This is a genomic window from Plantactinospora sp. B6F1, from assembly GCF_040120695.1.
Lineage (GTDB): Bacteria > Actinomycetota > Actinomycetes > Mycobacteriales > Micromonosporaceae > Plantactinospora.
The window spans coordinates 25550-46001 of the sequence record NZ_JBEEAC010000007.1 but is presented as its reverse complement, the minus strand read 5'-3'; the positions used below and the strand labels follow the sequence as shown (position 1 = coordinate 46001).

The window sequence follows — 20452 nt, the reverse complement described above, 5'->3', positions numbered from 1 at the left end:
GGGTTACTCCCCTTCTGATGCGGTGACGCTATCGCGCACGTTATCGCGCCGGGGCGAGGTTCCGAGCACCACTGCCACCGTCGTGCCGCTGGGGTGTCGCGGACTGATCTCTAGCCGGCCCCGGATACGTTCCGCCCTCTCCGCCATGATCGCAAGACCATACCTGCCATCGGGCCGCTGGTCAGCAATGCCCTGACCATCATCCGACACTTCAATCTGGGCGAATGGGGGATCCACGGCACAGGTCACCCAAAGGTTCGACGCTCCGGCGTGCTTGCGGGCGTTCGTGATCGCCTCCTGCGCGATGCGCAGCAGCTCCGCCTCGGTGGCCGCCGGCAGCCGGGCGGTGGACTCGTCGAGGGTGTAGTGCACGCGCAGACCGGCGGAGGCACCGACGGTGCGGGCGTACTCGGCGATGGCGGCGGCGAGCCCGCCGTGCCGGTCGACCTCGCTGCGCAGCTCGAAGAGGCTCAGCCGCAACTCGGTGATCACCCGGGTCACCTCACCACGCAGGGCGCGGAGCTCCTCGCCGGTCTCTCTGGCCTCCTCCGGGAGGCTGGCCAGGGCGTTGTCGATGCCGTAGCCGACCATCACCAGTTCCTGGGCCACCCCGTCATGGATCTCCCGGGCCAGTCGCTGCCGCTCCTCGTTGGTGGCCAGCGACCGTACCTCGTCGAAGAGGAGCGCGGCCTCCAGCCGCAGCGCCGCCGGGCGGGTCAGCGCGGTGACCCGGGCCACCACCGGTGGCGGATAGGCGCCTGCCACGTCGGCCTCCAGGGTCACCAGGCCGACCGTGCGGACCCCGGCGACCAGCGGTACGACCAGTGCGGACACCTCGCCGCCGGGGTGCGAGCGGGCCTGCGACCGGTGTGCCGTCTGGGGCTGCTGGCTCGCCCAGGCGTCCGCGATGGCCGAGTCGGCGTCCAGCGTCGTCTCCCAGTCGACCCGGTCCGCACCGGCCTGGGCGAGCACGACCAGCCGGCCGCCCCCGCTGGCGGAGAGCACCGCCGCCCGGTCCGCCCGGGTGACCCCGCGCAACTCCTCGATCAGGTGCTCGGAGATGCTGCCCGGATCAAGAGTGGCTCCGGGTAGCTGTCGAGCGACGCTGCGTAACTGGGTCAGCAGTCGGGTCGCCTCGGTGTAGGGCTGCGGCCGGGGCTCTTGGCGGGCCTGGACCATCCGTTGCAGGGAACCCGCCGCGAAGAGACCGAGCGCGGCCAGGATCACCCACTGGGCGGCCACGGTCAGATATCCGACCTGGCTGATCTGCGGCCCGCCGTCGCCGGTCGTGAGGGCGCCGCTGGTGATCAGGGTCACCGCGGCGACCACGACCAGCGCGATGCCCTCCCGGACCCGCCGCTGCAGGGCCGCCACGGTGAGCGGTACGGCGAGGTAGGGCAGGATCGCCGAGGCTCCGACCCCGGGCATCGGGGTACCGATGTGCGCCGCGGCGGCGATCTGGCCGGCGGCCAGGCCCACCAGGACGACCTCGGCGAACCGGCCGAGCGGGGCCAGTATCCGGTGCCGGGGGGCGACCAGCGCGGGGATGCCGGCGACGGCGAGCAGGGCGACCCAGCGCAGTTGCCCGGGCTCCCGGGTGGCGATCAGGGTGAGCACCGCGACGAGCGCGAGCATGACGACCCGCGCCGCCGCCGCGAGCGGGTGCGGACGGGGAAGACCGGTGGTCGAGGCGGGCACCTGACGGATGGTAGTCAGTCGCCGTATATCCCGGCGATTTCCGTCGAGTATGTCTGTTCCACGACGCGGCGCTTGACCTTCATCGACGGGGTCAACTCGCCGGTCGCCTCCGTGAAGTCCCGGGGAAGGATCCGGAACTGCCGGACCGACTCGGCCCGGGACACCGCCTGGTTCGCCTCGTCCACGGCAGCCTGGATCTCGGCGCGCAGCTCCGGGTCGTCCCGGAGTTCCCCGATCGGCGTACCGTCCGGGCGGCCGCGCTCGCGCAGCCAGCCCGGCAGCGCCTCCTCGTCGACGGTGACGAGCGCGGCGACGAAGGGCCGCCGGTCGCCGACCACCATGCACTGGCTGACCAGCCGGTGCGCCCGAATCCGGTCCTCCAGTACGGCCGGGGCGACGTTCTTGCCGTTGGCCGTGACGATGATCTCCTTCTTCCGCCCGGTGATGGTGAGGAAGCCGTCGTTGTCCAGCTCGCCCAGGTCACCGCTGTGGAACCAGCCGTCCGGGGCGAGCACCTCGGCGCTCGCCTCGGGGTTGTTCCAGTAGCCCTGGAAGACCACGTCACCGGAGATCAGGATCTCGCCGTCGTCGGCGATCCGGATGGTCACCCCCGGCAGGGGCCGGCCGACGGTGCCGATCCGGGTGGCGCCGGGCAGGTTCACCGCCACGGCCGGGGAGGTCTCGGTCAGGCCGTACCCCTCGTAGACCAGCACCCCGACGCCCCGGAAGAAGTGCGCGAGCCGGGCGCCGAGCGGGGCTCCGCCGGAGATCGCGTTCTGGCAGCGCCCGCCGAGCGCGGCCCGGAGCTTGCGGTAGACCAGCCGGTCGAAGACCCGGTGCCGCAGCCGTAGCCCCAGGCCCGGCCCGGACGGGGTGTCCAGGGCCTGGCTGTACGCGACTGCCACCTGCTCGGCGCTGGCGAAGATCTTGCCCTTGCCCTCGTCGGTCGCCTTCTGCACCGCGCCGGTGTAGACCTTCTCGAAGACCCGGGGTACCGAGAGCACGAAGGTCGGTCTGAACCCCTGCAGTTCGTCGACGAGTCTCTTCGGGTCGGAGCAGTGCGCCATGGTGGCCCGGGCGTGGACCGCGCCGAGCTGGATCAGCCGGGCGAACGAGTGCGCCAGCGGCAGGAAGAGCAGTGTCGAGGCGCCCTCGTTGAAGAGGTTCGGCAGCACCGGGATGGCGTTGCGGATGTCGGAGAGCAGGTTCCGGTGGGTCAGTACGCAGCCCTTGGGGCGCCCGGTGGTGCCGCTGGTGTAGATGATGGTGGCGATGTCGGCCGCCCCGACCCCCTGGCGCCGCACGTCGACCTCGGCCGGGTCGACCCGTTCGCCGAGCGCCACCAGCTCGTCGAGGCCGCCGACCTCGATCTGCCAGACCTGCTCCAGCTTCGGCAGTTGGTCCCGGACCCCGGCCAGCGCCATCGCGTGCCCGTTGGTCTCCAGCACGCAGGCCACGGCCCCGGAGTCGGAGAGGATCCAGTTGATCTGTTCCGGGCTGGAGGTGTCGTAGATCGGCACGGTCACCCCGCCGGCCGCCCAGATCGCGTAGTCGACCAGGGTCCACTCGTACCGGGTGCGGCTCATCAGGCCGACCCGGTCGCCCGGGTTGATCCCGGCGGCGATCAGCCCTCGGGCCAGGGCGACCACCTCGTCGCGGAACTGCCGGCAGGTCACGTCGGTCCAGCCGGCCCGCGGGCCGGCGGCGTCGACGGCCCGCCGGGCGAACTGCACGGTGTCCGGGGACTCCTCGGCGTTGTCCCAGACCGGGTCGGTGAGGTTGGCCGCGTCCCCGACCGTGACCACTGGGGGAACCGAGAACTCGCGCACCTGCACTCCCTCGTGCTCGTAGCGATTCGGCCAGCTTGGCCGGTCGGACTACCCGCAACCTACCTTCGACCGGCCCGGACCGCCCGGCCAGGTGGGCGGGGGGAACGAACGGGTCGAGCCGGTCGGCCGGAGTCACCCCGTTGCGCGGTAGCCTGCCGAGCATGGCGGAATCCTCCACCCAGTCCATCATGATCGCCGCGCCGCCGCCCCAGGTGACGGCGGTGATCTGCGACTTCCGGCGATATCCCGAGTGGGCCGACGCGGTCAAGCGGGTCGAGGTGGTCGAGGAGTACGAGGACGGTTACCCGGCCAGGGTTCGGTTCGTCCTGGACGCCTCGGTGATGACCGACGAGTACACCCTGGCGTACGAGTATGCCGAGGACGTCTCGCGGATCGAGTGGCACCTGGTGGAGCCCTCGCGGATGCAGAAGGTCCAGAACGGTTCGTACGACATCGAGGACAACGGGGACGGCACCTCGACGGTGACCTACACCCTGGAGGTCGAGCTTTCGGTCGGCATGCTGGGGATGTTCCGGCGCAAGGCCGAGAAAATGATCATGGATGCCGCACTGACGCAGCTCAAGCGGCGGGTGGAGACTCTCAACGGGACGCGGTGACGGGATCGGGTGGGGCGCCGGACCCACCCGGAGCGGGGCGGGCGTAGAGGAGCCGATCATGGGAGACAGGGGTTCGTACGGCGGAGCGCCCGATCCGGGTTCCGCCCGGGACGAGGCCGAGCGGCTGGTGGCCGCCGCGCTCGCGATGGCCCGCTCGGCCGCGTCGCAGGCGCGGGACCGGGCGAATGCCTTCGGTCCGCTCGGGCAGGTGATCTCCGACGTACTGGACCAGGCCGGGGTGGTGCCCCGACCCGGCCGGCCGGGGTCGGCCACCCCACCGGCGGACCGTCCCGAGCCGACCCCCACCGACCCGCCCCGGGCGGCCCGCCCGCACGGGGCAACGGCGGAACCCGAACCGGAACCGACGCCCGAAGCGGTGGCGGAGCCCCAACCGGCGACCGAGCCGGAACCGACCCCTGAAGCGACGGCGCAACCCCAACCGGCGACCGGGCCGGAACCGACGCCTGAAGCGACGGCGCAACCCCAACCGGCGACCGGGCCGGAAGCGGCGGCGGAGCCCGAACCGGCCGGACCTGAAGCGTCGGCCGGACCCGCAGCGCCGTTCGGGGCCGGGTTCGCCACCGGCGATCCCGAATGTTGCGTCTGCCCGGTCTGCCGCTCCATCGCCGCCCTGCGCGATCCGAGTCCCGAACTCGCCGAGCGGCTGGCCACCGGCGCCGGTGACTTCGCGGCCGGGCTGGCCAGCCTGCTGCGCGCCCTCTCCTCGGTCACCGGCCCCACCGGACGCCGCGACGGTACGGCCCGAACCACCGGCCCGGGCCGGGACGCCGGGGACGACGACGCCGGGGACGACGACGCCGGGAGTCCTACCGCCGGGGTCGGTCCGGAGGCCGAAAGCGGGGACGGCCCGGAGGATTCCGCCGGCCCCTCCACCCCGCCCGGGGACGGGTCGACCGAGGCGCCGGGCAGGTGGCGGGAGACAGTGTGGCGCGATGCGGCCAGCACCAGGCATGATTCGTGGCCGGTGGACGAACCGGACGACGTCTGGGCGGCCGCCACCCGTGCCCAGGCCGGAACCCGGGAGACCGGGACGACCGCCGGCCCGGACCGGGTGACCCCGGCCGGGACGGAACCGGCCCGGCCCGACGCGCCGACGGCTGCCGGTCGACCACCGGTACCCGCGTCGCGGACCCCGGCGGGACCGGTCGCCACCGGTTCCGGCGAGCAGGCCGCACCCGGCCAGGACGGCTGACCGCCGGGCCGGGTCCGCCGGTGCCCACCGGGCCGGCACGGTACGGCGACAGTGGCGTGGCGGGACAGTGACCGCGTGGGTGCGGTGTGGCAGAGGGGAGCGGCTCGGTGACGCTGACCATCGGAGTCGACGTCGGGGGTACCAAGGTGGCAGCCGGGGTCGTCGACGTCGACGGTGAGGTGCGGGCGCAGACACGCCGGGACACTCCCGCCGAGGACGTGGCCGGGACCCGCCACGTGATCGTCGAGGTCGTCAAGGAGCTGGCGGCCGAGCACGAGGTGACCGCGGTCGGCATCGGTGCCGCCGGCTGGATCGACGCCGCCCGCTCCACCGTGCTGTTCGCCCCGAACCTCGCCTGGCGGGACGAGCCGCTGCGCGACTTCGTCGGCAACGCCGTCGGGCTGCCGGTGATCGTGGAGAACGACGCCAACGTCGCGGCCTGGGCGGAGTTCCGGTACGGGGCGGCCCGGGACGCCGACGACTCGATGGTGCTGTTCACCATCGGTACCGGGGTGGGCGGCGGCATCGTGCTCGGCGGGGAGCTACTGCGCGGCGCGCACGGCATCGCCGCCGAACTCGGGCACATGCTCTCGGTACCGGACGGCCACGTGTGCGGCTGCGGCCGGCTCGGCTGCATCGAGCAGTACGCCAGCGGCAACGCCCTGGTCAGGTTCGCCCGGGCCGGTGCCCGGCAGGAGCCGGGCCGGGCCACCATCCTGCTCGACCTGGCCGGCGGTGACGTGGACGCGATCAGCGGGCCGATGGTGACCACCGCCGCCCGCTCCGGCGATCCGGTCTCCGGTACGGCGTTCGCGCAGATCGGCCGCTGGCTCGGTACCGGGCTGGCCGACATGGCGCAGATCCTGGACCCGCAGGTGCTGGTGGTCGGCGGGGGCGTGGTGGAGGCCGGTGACCTGTTGATGGGCCCGACCCGTCGCTCCTATCTGGAGGCTCTGGCCGCGCGTGCCAGAATTCCGGTGGCCGAGATCCGCCCGGCCGAGCTGGGCAACTCGGCCGGGATGGTCGGCGCCGCAGACCTGGCACGGCGCCGCTAGCCGGGCGGCACACGGGCCGGGGAACAGCAGCGGAGCAAGGGGTACGGCGTGGGTCAGCAGCAGTCCTCCGGCGCGGAGGCGTCACCGGTGCACCTTCGGGTGCTCTCCTACAACGTGCACGGCCAGCGGGACGACGTCGACGCGCTGGCCGAGGCGGTCCGGGCGCTGCGCCCGGACGTGGTGATCGTGCAGGAGGCACCGCGCCGGTTCCGCTGGCGGCACAGGTGCGCGGCCCTGGCCGACCGGCTCGGTCTGGTGGTTGCGGGCGGCGGCCTGCCGGCCCTGGGCAACCTGCTGCTGACCAGTCTCCGGGTCCGGGTCTACCAGACCTGGTGCCGGCAGTTTCCACTGACGCCGGGCCGGCACATGCGCGGTGCGGTCTTCGCCGAGTGCGGGGTCGGGGCGTCCCGGTTCACCCTGGCCGGCTCGCACCTCTCCACCGACCCGGCCGAGCGGCCCGGTCAGGCGTTGCTCCTCAAGCAGGAGCTGGCCGCGACGCGGCTGCCGGTGGTGGTCGGGGCGGACCTGAACGAGAACTCGGGCGGCGGCGCCTGGCGTACGGTCGCCGACGGGCTGACCGACGCGGCCGTGGTGGCCGGCGGCGAGTCCCGGTTCACCTACCCGTGCCAGCAACCGCGCGACCGGATCGACGCGCTCTTCGTCGACCCTCGGATCGGTGTCCTCGACTACGACGTGGTGGACACCGAGCAGACCCGGCGGGCCAGCGACCACTTTCCGATCCGCGCCGACCTGCTGCTCCCGGCCGCCGGCTGACCGAGACCAGGGTGCGGAGCATCGTGCTCGGGCGCGTACCCGCCGCCCCGACACCTACCGGCGGGTGTCCGAGAGTCCGCGATGGGAGTACCTTGTCCGCGTGAATCGTCGCCGATCGCGTGCCGCCGTTGGTTTTGCCCTCTTCGTCGTGCTGTTCGGATCGGGTGTCGTGGTTCCGGGCCCGGCGGCCGCGGCGACGGAGACCATCACCGTCTACGCGGGTGGTGGCGGCGACGACCGGGGGGAGGTGCCCGCCCTCCTCTTCGGTGCCAACCACCGGTACACCTTCGACGGTTACGGGGTGTGGGACGCGGCGGCCGGAGCGCCGGTCCCGGACGTCGTGGCCAAGGCCCGGGCGATGGGCATGAGCCTGCTCCGCTGGCCCGGTGGCACCGTCGGCAACACCGTCTGGTGGAAGGGCACGATCGGCCAGAACCGGATGTGCCAGCGGGACGGCCGGGCGAGCACCCTCGGCGTGCTGGCCGATCCCGCCGACGACGTGCTGCCGGCCCGCAGCCCGTCGTACGGGCTGGACGAGCACATGCGGTTCGCGGCGGCGGTCGGCGCGGAGACCCAGGTCATGGTGCCGATGACCATCGGCAACCCGTTCGACGCGGCCGACCTGGTGGAGTACCTGAACACGCCTTCCGGCGACGGGGTCAACCCCAACGGCGACATCGACTGGGCCGAGGTACGCAAGGCGAACGGGCATCCCGAGCCGTACCGGGTGACCCACTTCGAGCTCGGCAACGAGCACTACCTCGCCAACCAGCGGTACTGGATGGCGCAGAACACCGCGGGCTCCCCGACGCCGGTCAAGGAGGCCATCACCCAGTACATCAACGGGGGCACCCGACGGATCACCGGTGCGGGCCTGGGCAAGCTGACGCTGCGCGACGCCGCGGGTAACAAGCTCTGCACGGGCTCGACGGCGGCGGTGCCCAGCGACGGCACCCCGGGCCAGATCTTCAACGTCACCTACCCGTCGGTGGTGGTGGGCACGTTCACGCTCCGCGTCGGCGGCACCACCTGGCGCCGGGTGGACAGCCTGGACACGGCCGGGCCGACCGACCGGGTCTACACGCTGCGTCCGCACATCGGCGAGGTGGCCTTCGGCGACGGTCGGCACGGGGCGATCCCGCCGAGCGGGGCCTCCGTGGTCGCCGACTACACCTCCACCCACCTCGGCTTCGTCGACTTCTACCGCAAGATGAAGGCCGTCGACCCGAAGATCAGCGTCTGCGCCACCTGGGGGGCGGCGAACTTCCCGGACTGGTTCCGCAAGCTGGCCCCGGCGGGCAGCAGGTACGACTGCCTCGCCATGCACCCGTACACGAACTTCAAGGCGCAGGGCAGGGCTGACTGGGACAGCCCGCTGGAGGCACACGACTGGCACATGCTCAGCGCCTGGGACCAGAGTGAGCAGATGGTCGACGTGCGCGGGGCGGTCGACGCGCACACCGGTACGCCCCACCCGTACGTCGCGGTCTCCGAGTACGGCGCGCTCTGGGGACCCGACCAGGACAACCCCTTCCCCGAGTACGCGCACTCGATGACGCACGCGCTCTACATGGCCACCCAGTGGATCAGCTGGTTGGAGATGGGCATCCCGTGGGCGCTGGGCAACGACTTCTCCTCGCACGGCTGGTACACGTTGCTCGGCCCGCCGAACAGCGGGTTCGTCTACTCCGCCGAGGCGGTCGCCCGGGAGGCCGTCAAGCCGATGTTCGAGTCCCGCGGCAGCCGGATCCGGCACTCGATCGCCGTCGACTCGATGCGGGATCCGTCCGACACGGAGCTGTGTGACGCGAACGCCCCGGCGCGGTGCCGGGAGAAGTACCACAAGCTCTGGGTCACCGCGACGCGTGACCCGGCCGGCGCCGTCTACCTGATGGTGGTCAACCGGTCGCCGACGGCCGGTGACGCGGTCACCGCCCGGGTCGTGGTCAACGGCTTCACCGGCAACGGCACCGCCGAGGTGCGCCAGGTGGCACCCGCCGACTTCACCGCGCACAACGACGCGCAGACACCGAACGCGGTCACCATGGCCCGGTCCACCGTCCCGGTGGACGCCAACGGTTTCAACACGACCTTTCCGCCGTACTCGATAACCCTGCTCAAGCTGCCGCGAGCCTGACACGCCGGAGGCGCGGCCGGTCCCCGCCGGGGTGGTACGTACCGGGCGACCGCGCGCGTTGGGCTGGACAAGGGCGACGGCAGCCGAGAGGATTCCCCCGCACGTCGGCACTCGTGCCGGACAAAAGGAGACTCGTCGGTGTCCACCTTCAGTGACCAGGAGAGCAACGGCCCGGCCGCGACCCTCTGGCGGGACGGGCGCCCGGTCTACGACCGGGCCGGCACCGTCTGCGTGATCGGCGCCGGGGCCAGCGGCCTCACCGCGATAAAGAACCTGAAGGAGTACGGCTTCGGCGTCGACTGCTACGAACGGGAGACCGGGGTCGGCGGGGCCTGGAACTGGCGGCACGACCGCAGCCCGGTCTACGCCAGCACCCACCTCATCTCGTCCCGCCCGCTGACCGAATATCCCGACTTCCCGATGCCGGACAGCTGGCCGGACTATCCGCACCACAGCCAGTTGCTGTCCTATCTGGAGCACTACGCCGACCATTTCGACCTGCGGCCGCACATCTGGTTCGGCACCGAGGTGGTCCGGGTCGAGCCGGCCGACGGGGACCGCTGGGACGTCACCACCCGCAGCACCGGCGGCTACGGCGCCGAGCGCACCTCCCGGTACGCGGCGGTGGTGGTGGCGAACGGGCACAACTGGGCACCGAAGATGCCCTCGTACGAGGGGCTGGAGGAGTTCCGGGGCAAGGTGATCCACGCCTCGGCGTACAAGGACGCGACCCAGATCCGTGGCAAGCGGGTGCTGGTGGTCGGGGCCGGCAACACCGGCTGTGACATCGCGGTCGAAGCCGGCCAGCAGGCGGCGAAGTGCTGGCACTCCACCCGGCGCGGCTACTGGTACGCCCCGAAGTACGCCTTCGGGCGCCCGGCCGACCAGGTCAACGACTCCCTGGTCCCGTTCCGGCTGCCGCTGCGGCTACGGCAGTGGCTGTTCCACCGGATGCTGAACCTGACCGTCGGTGACCTGACCCGGTTCGGGCTGCCCCGCCCCGACCACCGGGTCTTCGAGACCCATCCGATCGTGAACAGCCACCTCGTCCACCAGCTCGGGCACGGGTCGATCACGCCGGTGCCGGACGTTGGCCGGTTCCGCCGCAACAGCGTGACCCTGGTCGACGGAGAGGAGATCGAGCCGGACCTGGTCGTCTTCGCCACCGGCTACCTGCCGCGCTTCGAGTTCCTCGCGCCGGAGCTGCTCGGCACCGACGCGGCGGGCCGGCCGGCCCTCTACCTCAACGCCTTTCCGCGGCGGCATCCGACGCTGGCCGTGGCCGGCCTGCTCCAGGCGGATTCCGGCCTGCTGCCGCTGGTGCACTGGCAGACCGTGGTGATCGCCCGCTGGCTCCGGCTGCGCGAGACGGCGCCGGATCGGGCCCGCTCCTTCGCGGCCCGGATCGATGCCGAGGCCGGCAACCGGTGGCACTCCGCCAAGGTGAAGGAGAGCACCCGGCACTGGTTCGAGATCGGGCACATCGACTACCTGCGCGTGTTGCAGCGCACCCTGGACGAGATGGAGGTGGCGGCGTGAAGACCCGGGTCGTACGGGTGCGGGACTGGACCCGTCCGGTGCCGGCGGTGTTCCGTGAGGTACGCGCCGCCACGCCGGAGGCGCCGGAGGGCAAGCCGCCACTGCTGTTCGTACCCGGATTCGGGCACGGGGCGTGGGCGTTCGCCGAGCACTGGCTCGAACACGCCGCGTCGCGGGCGTTTCCGGCGCACGCGGTCAGCCTGCGCGGGCACGGCGGCAGCGGGCCGGCGCCGGATGCGACGCTGCGGGCGTACGCGCACGACGTGGTCCAGGTGGCCACGGGCCTGGACCGGCAGGCGGTGCTGGTCGGGCACGGTGCCGGCGCGCTCGTGGTGGCACACGCGCTGGCCCGCTATCCGGCCCGGGCCGGTGTGCTGCTCGCGCCGGTCTTCGGCGGCTGGCGCACCCTGGGCACCGCGCTGCTGCGCAACCCCGTCGGGACGCTGCCGGCGGTCTTCGGCGGGCGGCTGCGACTGCACCACCGGCAGTTGTTCAGCCGGGAGCTGCCGGACGCGGCGGCCCGGGAATACACTGCCCGGCTCGGTCGCGCCTCCGCCCGGGCCCAGTGGCAGCTGCTCTGGCAGCGGTCGGTCGAGCCGGCGGTGGGCAACCCGCCGGTGCTGGTGGTCGGTAGCCCCGACGACCGGGTGGTGCCGCCGGCGGCGCTGACCCGGGCGGCCGGCCGGTACGGCGTCGCCCCGCTGCTCTTCCCCGGCATGGGGCACGACATGATGCTGGACGCCCGGTGGCGGGAGCCGATCGACGCGATCCTCGACTGGCTCGACAAGGACCCCGCCGCCTGACCACCCACCCGGCGCCCCATGATCCAGTAGCGTTCGGCGCGCTCCGGCGAGCCGAACCACCGGATCATGGGGCGCCTCGTGCGGGGCGGGTCAGGTGGTGATGCGTTGCAGCAGGTTGCCGCTCTGGTCGAGTGCGGTCAGGTAGGACCGGGCCCAGGCCTGGATGTCGTTCACCCGCAGCTGCTCGCGCATCGCGGTCATCCTGGCGGTCAGGTCGGCCGGGATGGCCTGGAGCGCGTGCATCAGGGTCAGCTTGAGCCCCTCCAGGTCGTGCGGATTGACCAGGAACGCCTCCGGGAACTCCGCGGCGGCACCGGCGAACTCGCTGAGCAGCAGGGCTCCGCCGTTGTCGACCCGGGCCGCCACGTACTCCTTGGCGACCAGGTTCATCCCGTCCCGCAGCGGGGTCACCGCCATGATGTCGGCGGCCCGGTAGAGCGCGGCGAGCTCCGCCCGGTCGAACGGTTGGGTGAGGTAGTGGATCGCCGGTTCGCCGACCCGCCCGAACTCGCCGTTGATCCGGCCGACCTCGCGCTCGACCCGCTCGCGGAGGATCTGGTACTGCTCGACCCGCTCCCGGCTCGGGACCGCGACCTGCACCATCACGGTGTCCCGCACCTTGACGTGTCCGGTGGCCAGCAGTTCGCTGTACGCCTTCAGCCGCTGCTCGATGCCCTTGGTGTAGTCCATCCGGTCGACGCTGAGCAGTACGTGCTGGGGGTCGCCGAGGTCTCGCCGGATCCGGGCGGCCCGGGCGGCCACGTCCGGGCAGCCGGCCAACGCCTCCATCTCGGCCATGTCGATGGAAACCGGGAACGCACCGATCCGCACCACCCGGTCGTCGACGGCGATCCGCCGGTCGGTGGCGGCCAGCCCGAGCACCTTCGTGGCGAGCTGGGCGAAGTTGTGCGCCGCCTGCGGGCGCTGGAAGCCGACCAGGTCGGCGCCGAGCATCCCGAGCAGCAGTTCGGCGCGGCGGGGGAGCTGCATGAACAGCTCCGGTGGCGGGAACGGCACGTGCATGAAGAAGCCGATCCGCAGGTCGGGGCGGATCGTCCTCAGCAGCCCGGGTACGAGTTGCAGGTGGTAGTCCTGCACCCAGACCACTGCGCCCGGCTCGGCGGCCTCCGCGGCGGCCTCGGCGAACCGCTGGTTGACCCGCTGGTACGCCTCCCACCAGCGACGGTGGTAGACCGGCTGCTCCACCGCGTCGTGGTAGAGCGGCCAGAGCGTCGAGTTGGCGAAGCCCTCGTAATGGTCCCGTACGTCGTCGCGGGCCAGCGCGACGGTGTGCATGCGTACGCCGTCGATGTCGGCGAGCATGGGGGCGGGGCCGGTGCCGCCGGCCCAGCCCACCCAGGTGGCCGGGGTGTGTTGGAGCAGGGGGTGCAGGGCGCTGACCAGTCCACCGGGACTGCGGCGCCATTCACAGGCGCCGTCCGGCGCCACGCTGTCGTCTACGGGCAGCCGGTTGGCCACCACCACGAGGGAACTCTGTCGCAATCGGGCACCTCGTTCCGGGCGAGGCGACCACCGCGAATAGGAGCGATCGGGGCAGTCGTGAGGGGTACGTAACTTACAGCAGTATTCCTACTGAGGCGAAATTACGCGAGTGTTACGCCTTGCCTCCACCCGGTGATGAATCTCGCGATCTGGACGGCGCGGGTCAGACCACCGCACCGTCGTCGGGGTCGTCGTCCTCGTCGTCGCCCGGCCGCAGCCGCCAGACCAGCGTGACGAAGCCGCCGAGGATGCCGGCGAAGCCGAGCAGGGTGACCAGGCCCCGGTCGATCGGCAGCAGGTGCGGGAAGAGGAAGAGCGTGAAGCCGGCGACGATGGCCAGCACCCCGACCACGGCGTACTTCGAGAGCCGGGGCAGCGGTGGCGGTGGCGGCGGTACGTAGCGTTCCTCCGGGTCGTCCGGCAGGTCCGCGCCGAAGGTGTCCAGCCCGTCGAGCAGTGACGGGTCGTCGGCCCGGCCGCCGACCGAGATCCCGGAGAACTCGGTCGCGGACGGCAGCCGGCGTACGCCCGGGTCGGCCGGCCCGGGCAGGTCCGGGCCCGGCCGGGTGGTCGCCGTCCCGGCGGCCCGGTCCGTCGACTCGCCGACGGCGACGTCCTCGGCGGCGGGCCAGGACCGGGAGTCCGTCGCGACCTCGGTGTGGTAGCCGGCGATGATCCGGGCCCACTCCGCCTCCACGTCCGGGTCGGGGTCGGGTCGGGGCGCCGGTGGCTGGCTCGGGGGGTCCTCGTCGGCGAGCTGGGTCAGGTAGTCCTTGGCGGTGGCCAGGAAGCTGCGGTCGACGTACAGCCGGTCCACCGGCCGGGGCGGCACCGTGGTGGTCCGGGTCACCGGGTTCAGGTCGGCCGAGGGTTGCAGGTAGGCGGCGATGCCGCCCGCCGCCAGCACGTCGAGCAGGTGCTCGCCCAGCCGCGGGTCCACGTCGCCGGCGACGGCGTACTCCGTCGCCTCCAGCCCGTTGTCCCGCCGTCCCCGGCGGGCGCCACCCGCTGACACCCGACACCCTCCCTACCGGCCCGTGACGCGGGCGCCCGTGTTGCCGACCGCCGCTGCGCCGATTGTGCCGTGCAATGAATCGTGACACGGCGGGCACGGGTTGCGGGAGTGCGTTGTGGCGCGGCGTACCCGCTTCGTAGGCTTCTTGCCGACAGTTCCCGCCCGCGGCCGTCGACGGCGCCCCGACGCGTACCGTGTCCGTGCCCCGCCTCGGCGGCCGACGTGGGGACGCGCGGGACTCTCGGGAAGGACACCGGTGCTGTACGGGCTGATGAAGTACGTCATCCTCGGGCCGTGGCTGAAGTTGATCTTCAGGCCACAGGTCGAGGGGAGGGAGAACGTGCCCGACTCCGGTCCGGCGATCATCGCCAGCAACCACCTGTCGTTCTCCGACTCGATCTTCATGCCGCTGATGGTCAAGCGAAAAGTGACCTTCGTGGCGAAGGCCGAATACTTCACCGGCAGAGGGCTGAAGGGTGCGCTGGTGCGGATGTTCTTCGTGGGTACCGGCACCATCCCGGTGGACCGCTCCGGCGGGCGGGCCGCGCAGGCGGCGCTGGACACCCAGCTCAAGGTGCTGCGGGCCGGCAATCTGGCGGGGATCTACCCGGAGGGGACCCGCTCGCCGGACGGCCGGCTCTATCGCGGCAAGACCGGGGTGGCCCGGCTCGCGCTGGAGAGCGGCGCCCCGGTCGTCCCGGTGGTGATGCTGAACGCCGACGAGATCCAGCCGCCCGGAAAGCTGCTGCCGAGGATCAAGCGGGTGAAGATCAGGTTCGGCCGGCCGCTGGACTTCTCCCGGTACGCCGGCATGTCCGGGGACCGGTTCGTCGAGCGGGCGATCACCGACGAGATCATGTACGAGCTGATGGAGCTCTCCGGCCGGGAGTACGTCGACATCTACGCCCAGAAGGTCAAGAACCAGCAACCGACGGCGGCCGCCGGCAAGCTGGCCACCGACTCGTCCGCCGGCCCGCTGGCTGCCTGACGCCCCGACTGGCGCTGCCTGACGGGCGGGTCGGTCGGGTCGACGGCCGGCGTCAGCAGGCGAGCATCGGGGTGCCGGCGCCTGGCGCGGGCGGGGTGTGGCCGAGCCGGAGCAGGCCGGGCACCCGGTTGCGCAGCGCGAAGCCGCGCACCTCGGCCAGCGCCGCCTCGGCGGCGGAGTCGTCGCCGGCCCGCGTCAGCTCACCCGCGGCGAGCGCCAGCCCGAACATCCGGTCGGTCACGTCCGGGATCTGCGCGTAGCTCTCCGCCGCAGCCGTGTAGAGCTGCCCGGCCCGGGCATGGTCGCCGTCCGCGCCGGCCAGCGCGGCGGTCACGGTACGCAGCGCCGCCTCGACCCAGAGCGTGGAGTGGGTGACCGCGTCCAGCATGCCCCGGACGCGTACCGCCGAGTCCCGACCGGTGAGTGCGGCCGCGTACGAGGCGGCCGGGATCCACTCCCCGCTGGCCAGCGCCGGCACCGGCGCCCACGACCCGGCCAGCTCGTCGAGCAGCGCCGCCGCCTCCCGGGTACGCCCCTGCAGGGCCCGGCAGAGCGCGCCCAGGCCGAGCATGTTCCAGTGCAGCCGGTGGAAGCCACTGCGCCGGGCGGTCTCCAGGGCGTCCGTCACGTCGTCGGGTGCGGCCACCCCGGGGCGGCGACCGGCGGGTGTTCCGCCCGGCACCGGCTCGGCACGCAGCACCCGCAGGTACGCCCGCATCCCCCGGACCTGCATGTCCCAGCGACCGGCCGGGGTGTCCACGAAGCCGTCGGCCACGGTCAGCAGCCGGCCGATGTCGCCCTCGTAGTACGCGCGCACCGCCTCCGCCGAGCCGCCGGTGGAGAGCGCCTCGGCCTGGGCCAGCGCGGGGCAGGAGGCGACCAGCTCGTCGGCGCGGATCCAGTCGCCCTCCTCCCGCATCACGTGCGAGAGGTTGCGCACCACCCGGGGCATGACGACGAGCTGGGAGTCCTGACAGAACCGGAGGATGGCGTGCAGCTCGTCCAGCCCGGCGCGGTCGCCGGACTGGTAGCGGGCGGTCGCCACGGTGATCCGGGCGTCGGTCTGGGTCTCGACCAGGTCGAGCCGCTCGGCGATGTCGGCCGCCGCGCCGGCCGCGGCCACCGCCGGGTCGCGTTCGTAGTTGAGCATGTGCAGCCGGCCCAGCTCGGCGTAGGCGTCCGCCTTCTGCGCGGTGTCCGGCAGCGCGTCGAACAGCTCGACGGCCCGGTCCAGGCAGGACAGTGCCTCGGCCCGGTCGGCCCGCAGCCAGGCGGCCTTGCCGAGCAGCGTCCAGGCCCGGGCCGCACCGCCCGGCTCGTCGTACGCGTATAGCCGGTCGGCCAGCGCGTGCAACTGGTCGGTGCCGCCGGCGGCCAGGAAGGCGGTGCCGTCGCGGAAGTACGAGATCTCGGTGAGCAGCAGCTCCAGTTGTAGCCTGCCGACCGGATCGCTCTCGTCGGCCAGCCCGAGCGCCCGGCCGGCATGGTTCGCCGCCGCGTCGAGCGCGTGCAGCGCGTACGCCCGCCGGGCCGCCCGGTGCAGCGCATCCCGGGCCGGCGGGGCGTACCGCTCGGTGTCCACCCCGAGGGTGTGCGCGATCTCGTGCGCCGCCCAGCGGTGGTGGGCCAGCACCTCGGCCAGGTCGGTGTCCCGGCCCCGGGACATGTCGTCCAGCCAGTTCGCCGTCCGGTCGTGCCGGGCGACCCGTTCGGTCCGAGGGAGCCGCTGATAGCAGACGTCCCGGACCAGCACGTGCCGGAACCGGAACTCCGGCTGGCCGGCCATCGCCGAGCTGGCCTGCTCGTGCACGAAGTCCCGCTGCTCCAGCCGGCGCAGCGCCCGCTCCACCGCCTCGACCGGCTGGCCGAGGGCGGCGGCCACGGCTCCCGGCCAGAACTGCATGCCGACCACCGAGGCGGCCAGCAGCACCATCCGGTCGGGTCCGTCCAGCAGGTCCACCCGGTTCGCGATCACCGAGTGCACGCTCTCCGGCATCGCGAGGTCGTGCTGCTTCTCCAGCGACCAGCCCCGGCCGGACTGACGCAGGGCACCCTGCTCGACCAGCATCCGGACGTACTCGTGGGCGTAGAGCGGGTTGCCGTCGGCCACCTCGACCAGCGGGCTGAGGGTGTCGATCGAGAAGGCCGCCTGGCCGAAGATGTGCCCGTAGAGCGAGGCGATGCCGGTGTCCCGCAACGGCGGCAGGGTCACGGTCATCGAGCCGGTGATGGTGCCGGCCCAGCTCGGTTCCCGGTTGACCAGCTCGGGACGGGCGGTGCAGAGCAGCAGCAGCGGCACGTTCTGCGCGTACGCCCCGAGCAGCTCGACGAAGTTCAGCATCGCCTGGTCGGCCCAGTGCAGGTCCTCCAGGACCAGCACCGTCGGTTGGCGGGCGGCGAGCGCGACCAGGAACCGTCGCCACGCCGACTCGGACTCCTCGGCCGGCAGGGTCGGCCCGGGCAGCCCGACCACCGGACGCAGCGCGTCCATCAACCGGTCCGCCGGGCCCGGCCCGACCAGGTCGACCAGCGCCGACTTCAGCCGGCGGGTGGCGGTCGGCGCCGGGTCGGTGTCCAGGATCCCGGCCTCGGCCTTGACGATGTCGGCCAGCGCGGCGAACGTGACGTTCTCGCCGAACGGCCGGCACCGGCCGACCCGCCAGGTCAGCGGCTCGTCGGTGAGCCGTTCGGTGTGCCGGAACAGCTCCCGGACCAGCCGGCTCTTGCCGATGCCGGCGTGCCCGAGCACCGTCACCATCTGCGGCAACCGGTCCCGCATCGACCGGTGCAACGCGTTGACCAGCAGGCCCAGCTCGTGCTCCCGGTCGATCAGCGGGGTGGTGTCCGGCTCCCGGTCCGGCGGCTGTCGGTCGACCGGGGCCAGCGCCAACCACACCTCGGTCGGCGAGGAGCGTCCGCGCAGGGTCACCGGCGCCTGCTCGGAGTAGCGGACCGCGTCCCGGGTCAGCGCGTACGTGGTGCCGCAGACGAGCACCCCGCCGGGCGGTGCCACCGACTGCATCCGGGAGGCGGTGTTCACCACGTCACCGGCCACGATGGCCTGACCGCCGTCCCGGGCCGCCGCCACGTCGACCAGCGCCTCGCCGGTCGCCACCCCCACCCGGAAGCGCAGGTGGTCGGCGCCGGTCGGGGTGAACCGGGTCAGCACCCGCTGCAACTCCAGACCCGCCCGTACGCAGCGCAGCGGGTCGGTCTCGGTTGCCACCGGCGCCCCGAAGATCGCCATCACGGCGTCGCCGATGTACTTCTCCACCACCCCGCCGTACTGACCGATGACCCGGCGGGCGGCCGAGAAGAAGGCGGTCTGCATGCCCCGGACCAGCTCCGGGTCGGCCCGCTCGACGTACGGGGTGAAGTCGATGAGGTCCACGAAGAGTACGCTGACCCGCCGCCGGTCCTCCTGGCTCATCGGGGCCGGCCGGGCGGGCTGGGTGGGTCGGGGCTTGCCGCAGGCCGTGCAGAACGCGGCATCGGCGGCCAGTGGCTGGTCACAGTGCGGGCAGGCCGGGGTCAGCTCGGTGCCGCAGCCGCCGCAGAAGCGGTCGCCAGCGGCGGCGACCCGGCCGCATCTGGTGCAGGTAGCGGAGATGCCGTCCTCCTACCGCGTCGAAGGGACGTGCTGTCCACCTCCGGCGGCGCCGCCCGGCCGTGGCCGCCGGGCCGGAGGCTGGGCGGGCCGCCGGCGAGTCGGGTGTGCGGGGGATGCGCCACCGCCGAGTATCGAGTGTCCGGCCCGGTGTCGGGAACCGGGCTGTTAGCTAGCGGACACTCCCACCCATAGTGATCCAAGATACAGTCGTTGACGCCTACCGATCGACGAGTTATCAGGGAGATGGGCAATGGTGTACGTCCGACTGGAGAAGGAGTGGACCGACGGCGACGGCGTCGGTCACTCCTCTGGGGACATGATCGACGTGGACGCCGCCACCCTGGCGAAGCTCCAGGCCGCCGGGATCGTCGGCGGGGAGAACGCCGACCTGCCGGGAGCGGGCGGCGGAGGCAGCCAGAGCACGACCAACTGGCCCGGGGCGACCTGATCCTCCCGGCGCCCGGCACCTGACCCGGGCGTTCCGGAGGCCGTACTCCGGCTCCGGGACGCCCGCCGTCGTGTCCGGGTTGCTCGTCGTGTCGTCGGTTGCCCGTCGTGTCCGGGGTGCTCGGTGCGGTCCGGCCGGTGGGCGGGTCAGCGCTCGGCCATGCCGGCGCGGCGGCGCAACGCCGCCACATCGGTCACCACGATCCGCCGCCCCTCGGTACGCAGCCAGCCCCGGCTGGCGAACGACCCGATGGCCTGGTTGACGCTCTGCCGCGAGCCGCCGGCCATCTCGGCCAGCTGGCTCTGGTTGAGCTCGATGGTGATCATCGGCGCCTGGCTCTCGCCGGCCAGCCGGACCAGCGTCTTGGCGACCCGGCCGGGCAGGTCGAGGAAGACGTGATCGGCGTTCTGCTCGGTCAGTCGGCGGATCAGCCCGCCCAGCGACCGCATCACCGCGTCCAGGATCCGCGGATTGGAGTGCACCAGCTCCATGAACGCGCCCCGGGACAGCGCCAGGGCGGTGCAGTCCTCGATCGCCTCGGCGGACGCCGATCGGGTGGAGGCGTCCAGTAGGGACACCTCGCCGAGTACGTCCGGCGGGCGGATGACGTTGAGCACGGCACGCTCGCCCGTCGGCGCGGTGCGGAACACCGCGACCGCCCCCCGGCGCAGGACGATCAGAGACTCGCCGGGATCGTTCTCGACGAACAGCAGCTGCCCCTTGCGATAGGTGCGCGGCACCGCCGCGGCGATCACCCGTTGGCGCACCTCTGGCTCAAGGCCGGCGAACATGTCGACGCCCGTGAGGGCGTCGCCCGGCTCAGGCAGGCGAACCTCCACGGCTCAACCCCTCCCCGGTAAATATCCCAGTTTTGCTCTCGATCGACCCGCAACCGACCGGAGAAGCAAGGTGAAACTGATACCGGTAGGGTCCGGTAGCGGTACACATCAGATCATGACGGTCGTGTCGCTTGCTGTACACCCCTCAAATCACTTCTGTGACAGTTCTGCTGCTGACCTGCGGGCATTCTGGTGTCAGATCCGCCACTGGGTGGGGACCGTACGGGGGCGTGGCGGATGCGTGGGGGCGCGGGAAGCCGCGACCGGCCGGAGGCGAGCAAGTCCCGCTGGCCGGCCGCGGTGGACCCGGCCACGAACGGCGTGGGGGCGCCGACCGGGCCGACAGGGACGGCGTGTTGATCGCCGACACTTGAACGATCACCA

Annotated in this window: 14 protein-coding genes and 1 pseudogene; 9 read left to right on the top strand and 6 right to left on the bottom strand. The window is 72.6% G+C overall.

Annotated elements, in window-relative coordinates:
- Positions 1–3 precede the first annotated feature (3 nt).
- Both ABNF97_RS12130 and ABNF97_RS12125 read right to left on the bottom strand, forming a co-directional pair.
- Positions 4–1698: a histidine kinase gene (locus ABNF97_RS12130; protein ID WP_130460770.1), complete on the bottom strand. Its 1695-nt coding sequence runs from the start codon at positions 1696–1698 to the stop codon at positions 4–6.
- 14 nt (positions 1699–1712) lie between these two features.
- Complete coding sequence (locus ABNF97_RS12125) at positions 1713–3527, bottom strand: AMP-binding protein (RefSeq protein ID WP_130460769.1); 1815 nt, start codon at positions 3525–3527, stop codon at positions 1713–1715.
- A 161-nt stretch (positions 3528–3688) separates the two neighbouring features.
- Here ABNF97_RS12125 and ABNF97_RS12120 point away from each other — a divergent pair, with 161 nt between their 5' ends.
- From ABNF97_RS12120 to ABNF97_RS12090, 7 genes and pseudogenes are all read left to right on the top strand, one after another.
- Positions 3689–4144, top strand: coding sequence for an SRPBCC family protein (locus tag ABNF97_RS12120; RefSeq protein ID WP_130460768.1), 456 nt, complete (start codon positions 3689–3691; stop codon positions 4142–4144).
- A gap of 559 nt (positions 4145–4703) precedes the next feature.
- A pseudogene (locus ABNF97_RS12115) lies at positions 4704–5357 on the top strand (hypothetical protein); the annotation flags it as partial.
- Between the two features lie 107 nt (positions 5358–5464).
- Entirely contained in the window at positions 5465–6412 is a 948-nt protein-coding gene (locus ABNF97_RS12110) for an ROK family glucokinase (protein ID WP_130460767.1), read from the top strand.
- A gap of 48 nt (positions 6413–6460) precedes the next feature.
- Entirely contained in the window at positions 6461–7186 is a 726-nt protein-coding gene (locus ABNF97_RS12105) for an endonuclease/exonuclease/phosphatase family protein (RefSeq protein ID WP_349338589.1), read from the top strand.
- 148 nt (positions 7187–7334) lie between these two features.
- Entirely contained in the window at positions 7335–9323 is a 1989-nt protein-coding gene (locus ABNF97_RS12100) for an alpha-L-arabinofuranosidase family protein (protein ID WP_349338588.1), read from the top strand.
- Between the two features lie 138 nt (positions 9324–9461).
- A complete protein-coding gene (locus tag ABNF97_RS12095) occupies positions 9462–10862 on the top strand; it encodes an NAD(P)-binding domain-containing protein (protein ID WP_130460765.1) in 1401 nt (466 codons plus the stop codon).
- Positions 10859–11665: an alpha/beta hydrolase gene (locus ABNF97_RS12090; RefSeq protein WP_349338587.1), complete on the top strand. Its 807-nt coding sequence runs from the start codon at positions 10859–10861 to the stop codon at positions 11663–11665. The genes ABNF97_RS12095 and ABNF97_RS12090 overlap by 4 nt, the downstream gene beginning before the upstream one ends.
- Positions 11666–11755: 90 nt before the next feature.
- Here ABNF97_RS12090 and ABNF97_RS12085 read toward each other — a convergent pair whose 3' ends face one another.
- Both ABNF97_RS12085 and ABNF97_RS12080 read right to left on the bottom strand, forming a co-directional pair.
- Positions 11756–13168 carry a trehalose-6-phosphate synthase gene (locus ABNF97_RS12085; RefSeq protein ID WP_130460763.1) on the bottom strand — a complete coding sequence of 471 codons (1413 nt, stop codon included), beginning with the start codon at positions 13166–13168 and terminating at the stop codon, positions 11756–11758.
- A gap of 163 nt (positions 13169–13331) precedes the next feature.
- The gene (locus ABNF97_RS12080) at positions 13332–14183 is read right to left on the bottom strand and encodes a DUF308 domain-containing protein (protein ID WP_349338586.1); all 852 of its coding nucleotides are present in this window, start codon (positions 14181–14183) and stop codon (positions 13332–13334) included.
- 256 nt (positions 14184–14439) lie between these two features.
- Here ABNF97_RS12080 and ABNF97_RS12075 point away from each other — a divergent pair, with 256 nt between their 5' ends.
- Positions 14440–15171, top strand: a complete 732-nt coding sequence (locus tag ABNF97_RS12075) for a 1-acyl-sn-glycerol-3-phosphate acyltransferase (protein WP_130460761.1) — start codon at positions 14440–14442, stop codon at positions 15169–15171.
- Positions 15172–15223: 52 nt separating this feature from the next.
- Here the strand turns inward: ABNF97_RS12075 and ABNF97_RS12070 are convergent, their stop codons facing one another.
- The gene (locus tag ABNF97_RS12070; protein WP_349338689.1) at positions 15224–18781 is read right to left on the bottom strand and encodes an AAA family ATPase; all 3558 of its coding nucleotides are present in this window, start codon (positions 18779–18781) and stop codon (positions 15224–15226) included.
- 250 nt (positions 18782–19031) lie between these two features.
- On the opposite strand from ABNF97_RS12070, the gene ABNF97_RS12065 reads away from it, so the two are divergent.
- Positions 19032–19229: a hypothetical protein gene (locus tag ABNF97_RS12065; protein ID WP_130460759.1), complete on the top strand. Its 198-nt coding sequence runs from the start codon at positions 19032–19034 to the stop codon at positions 19227–19229.
- A gap of 146 nt (positions 19230–19375) precedes the next feature.
- On the opposite strand, the gene ABNF97_RS12060 is transcribed toward ABNF97_RS12065, so the two are convergent.
- Positions 19376–20068, bottom strand: a complete 693-nt coding sequence (locus tag ABNF97_RS12060; protein ID WP_101367233.1) for a Crp/Fnr family transcriptional regulator — start codon at positions 20066–20068, stop codon at positions 19376–19378.
- Between the last annotated feature and the right edge of the window lie 384 nt (positions 20069–20452).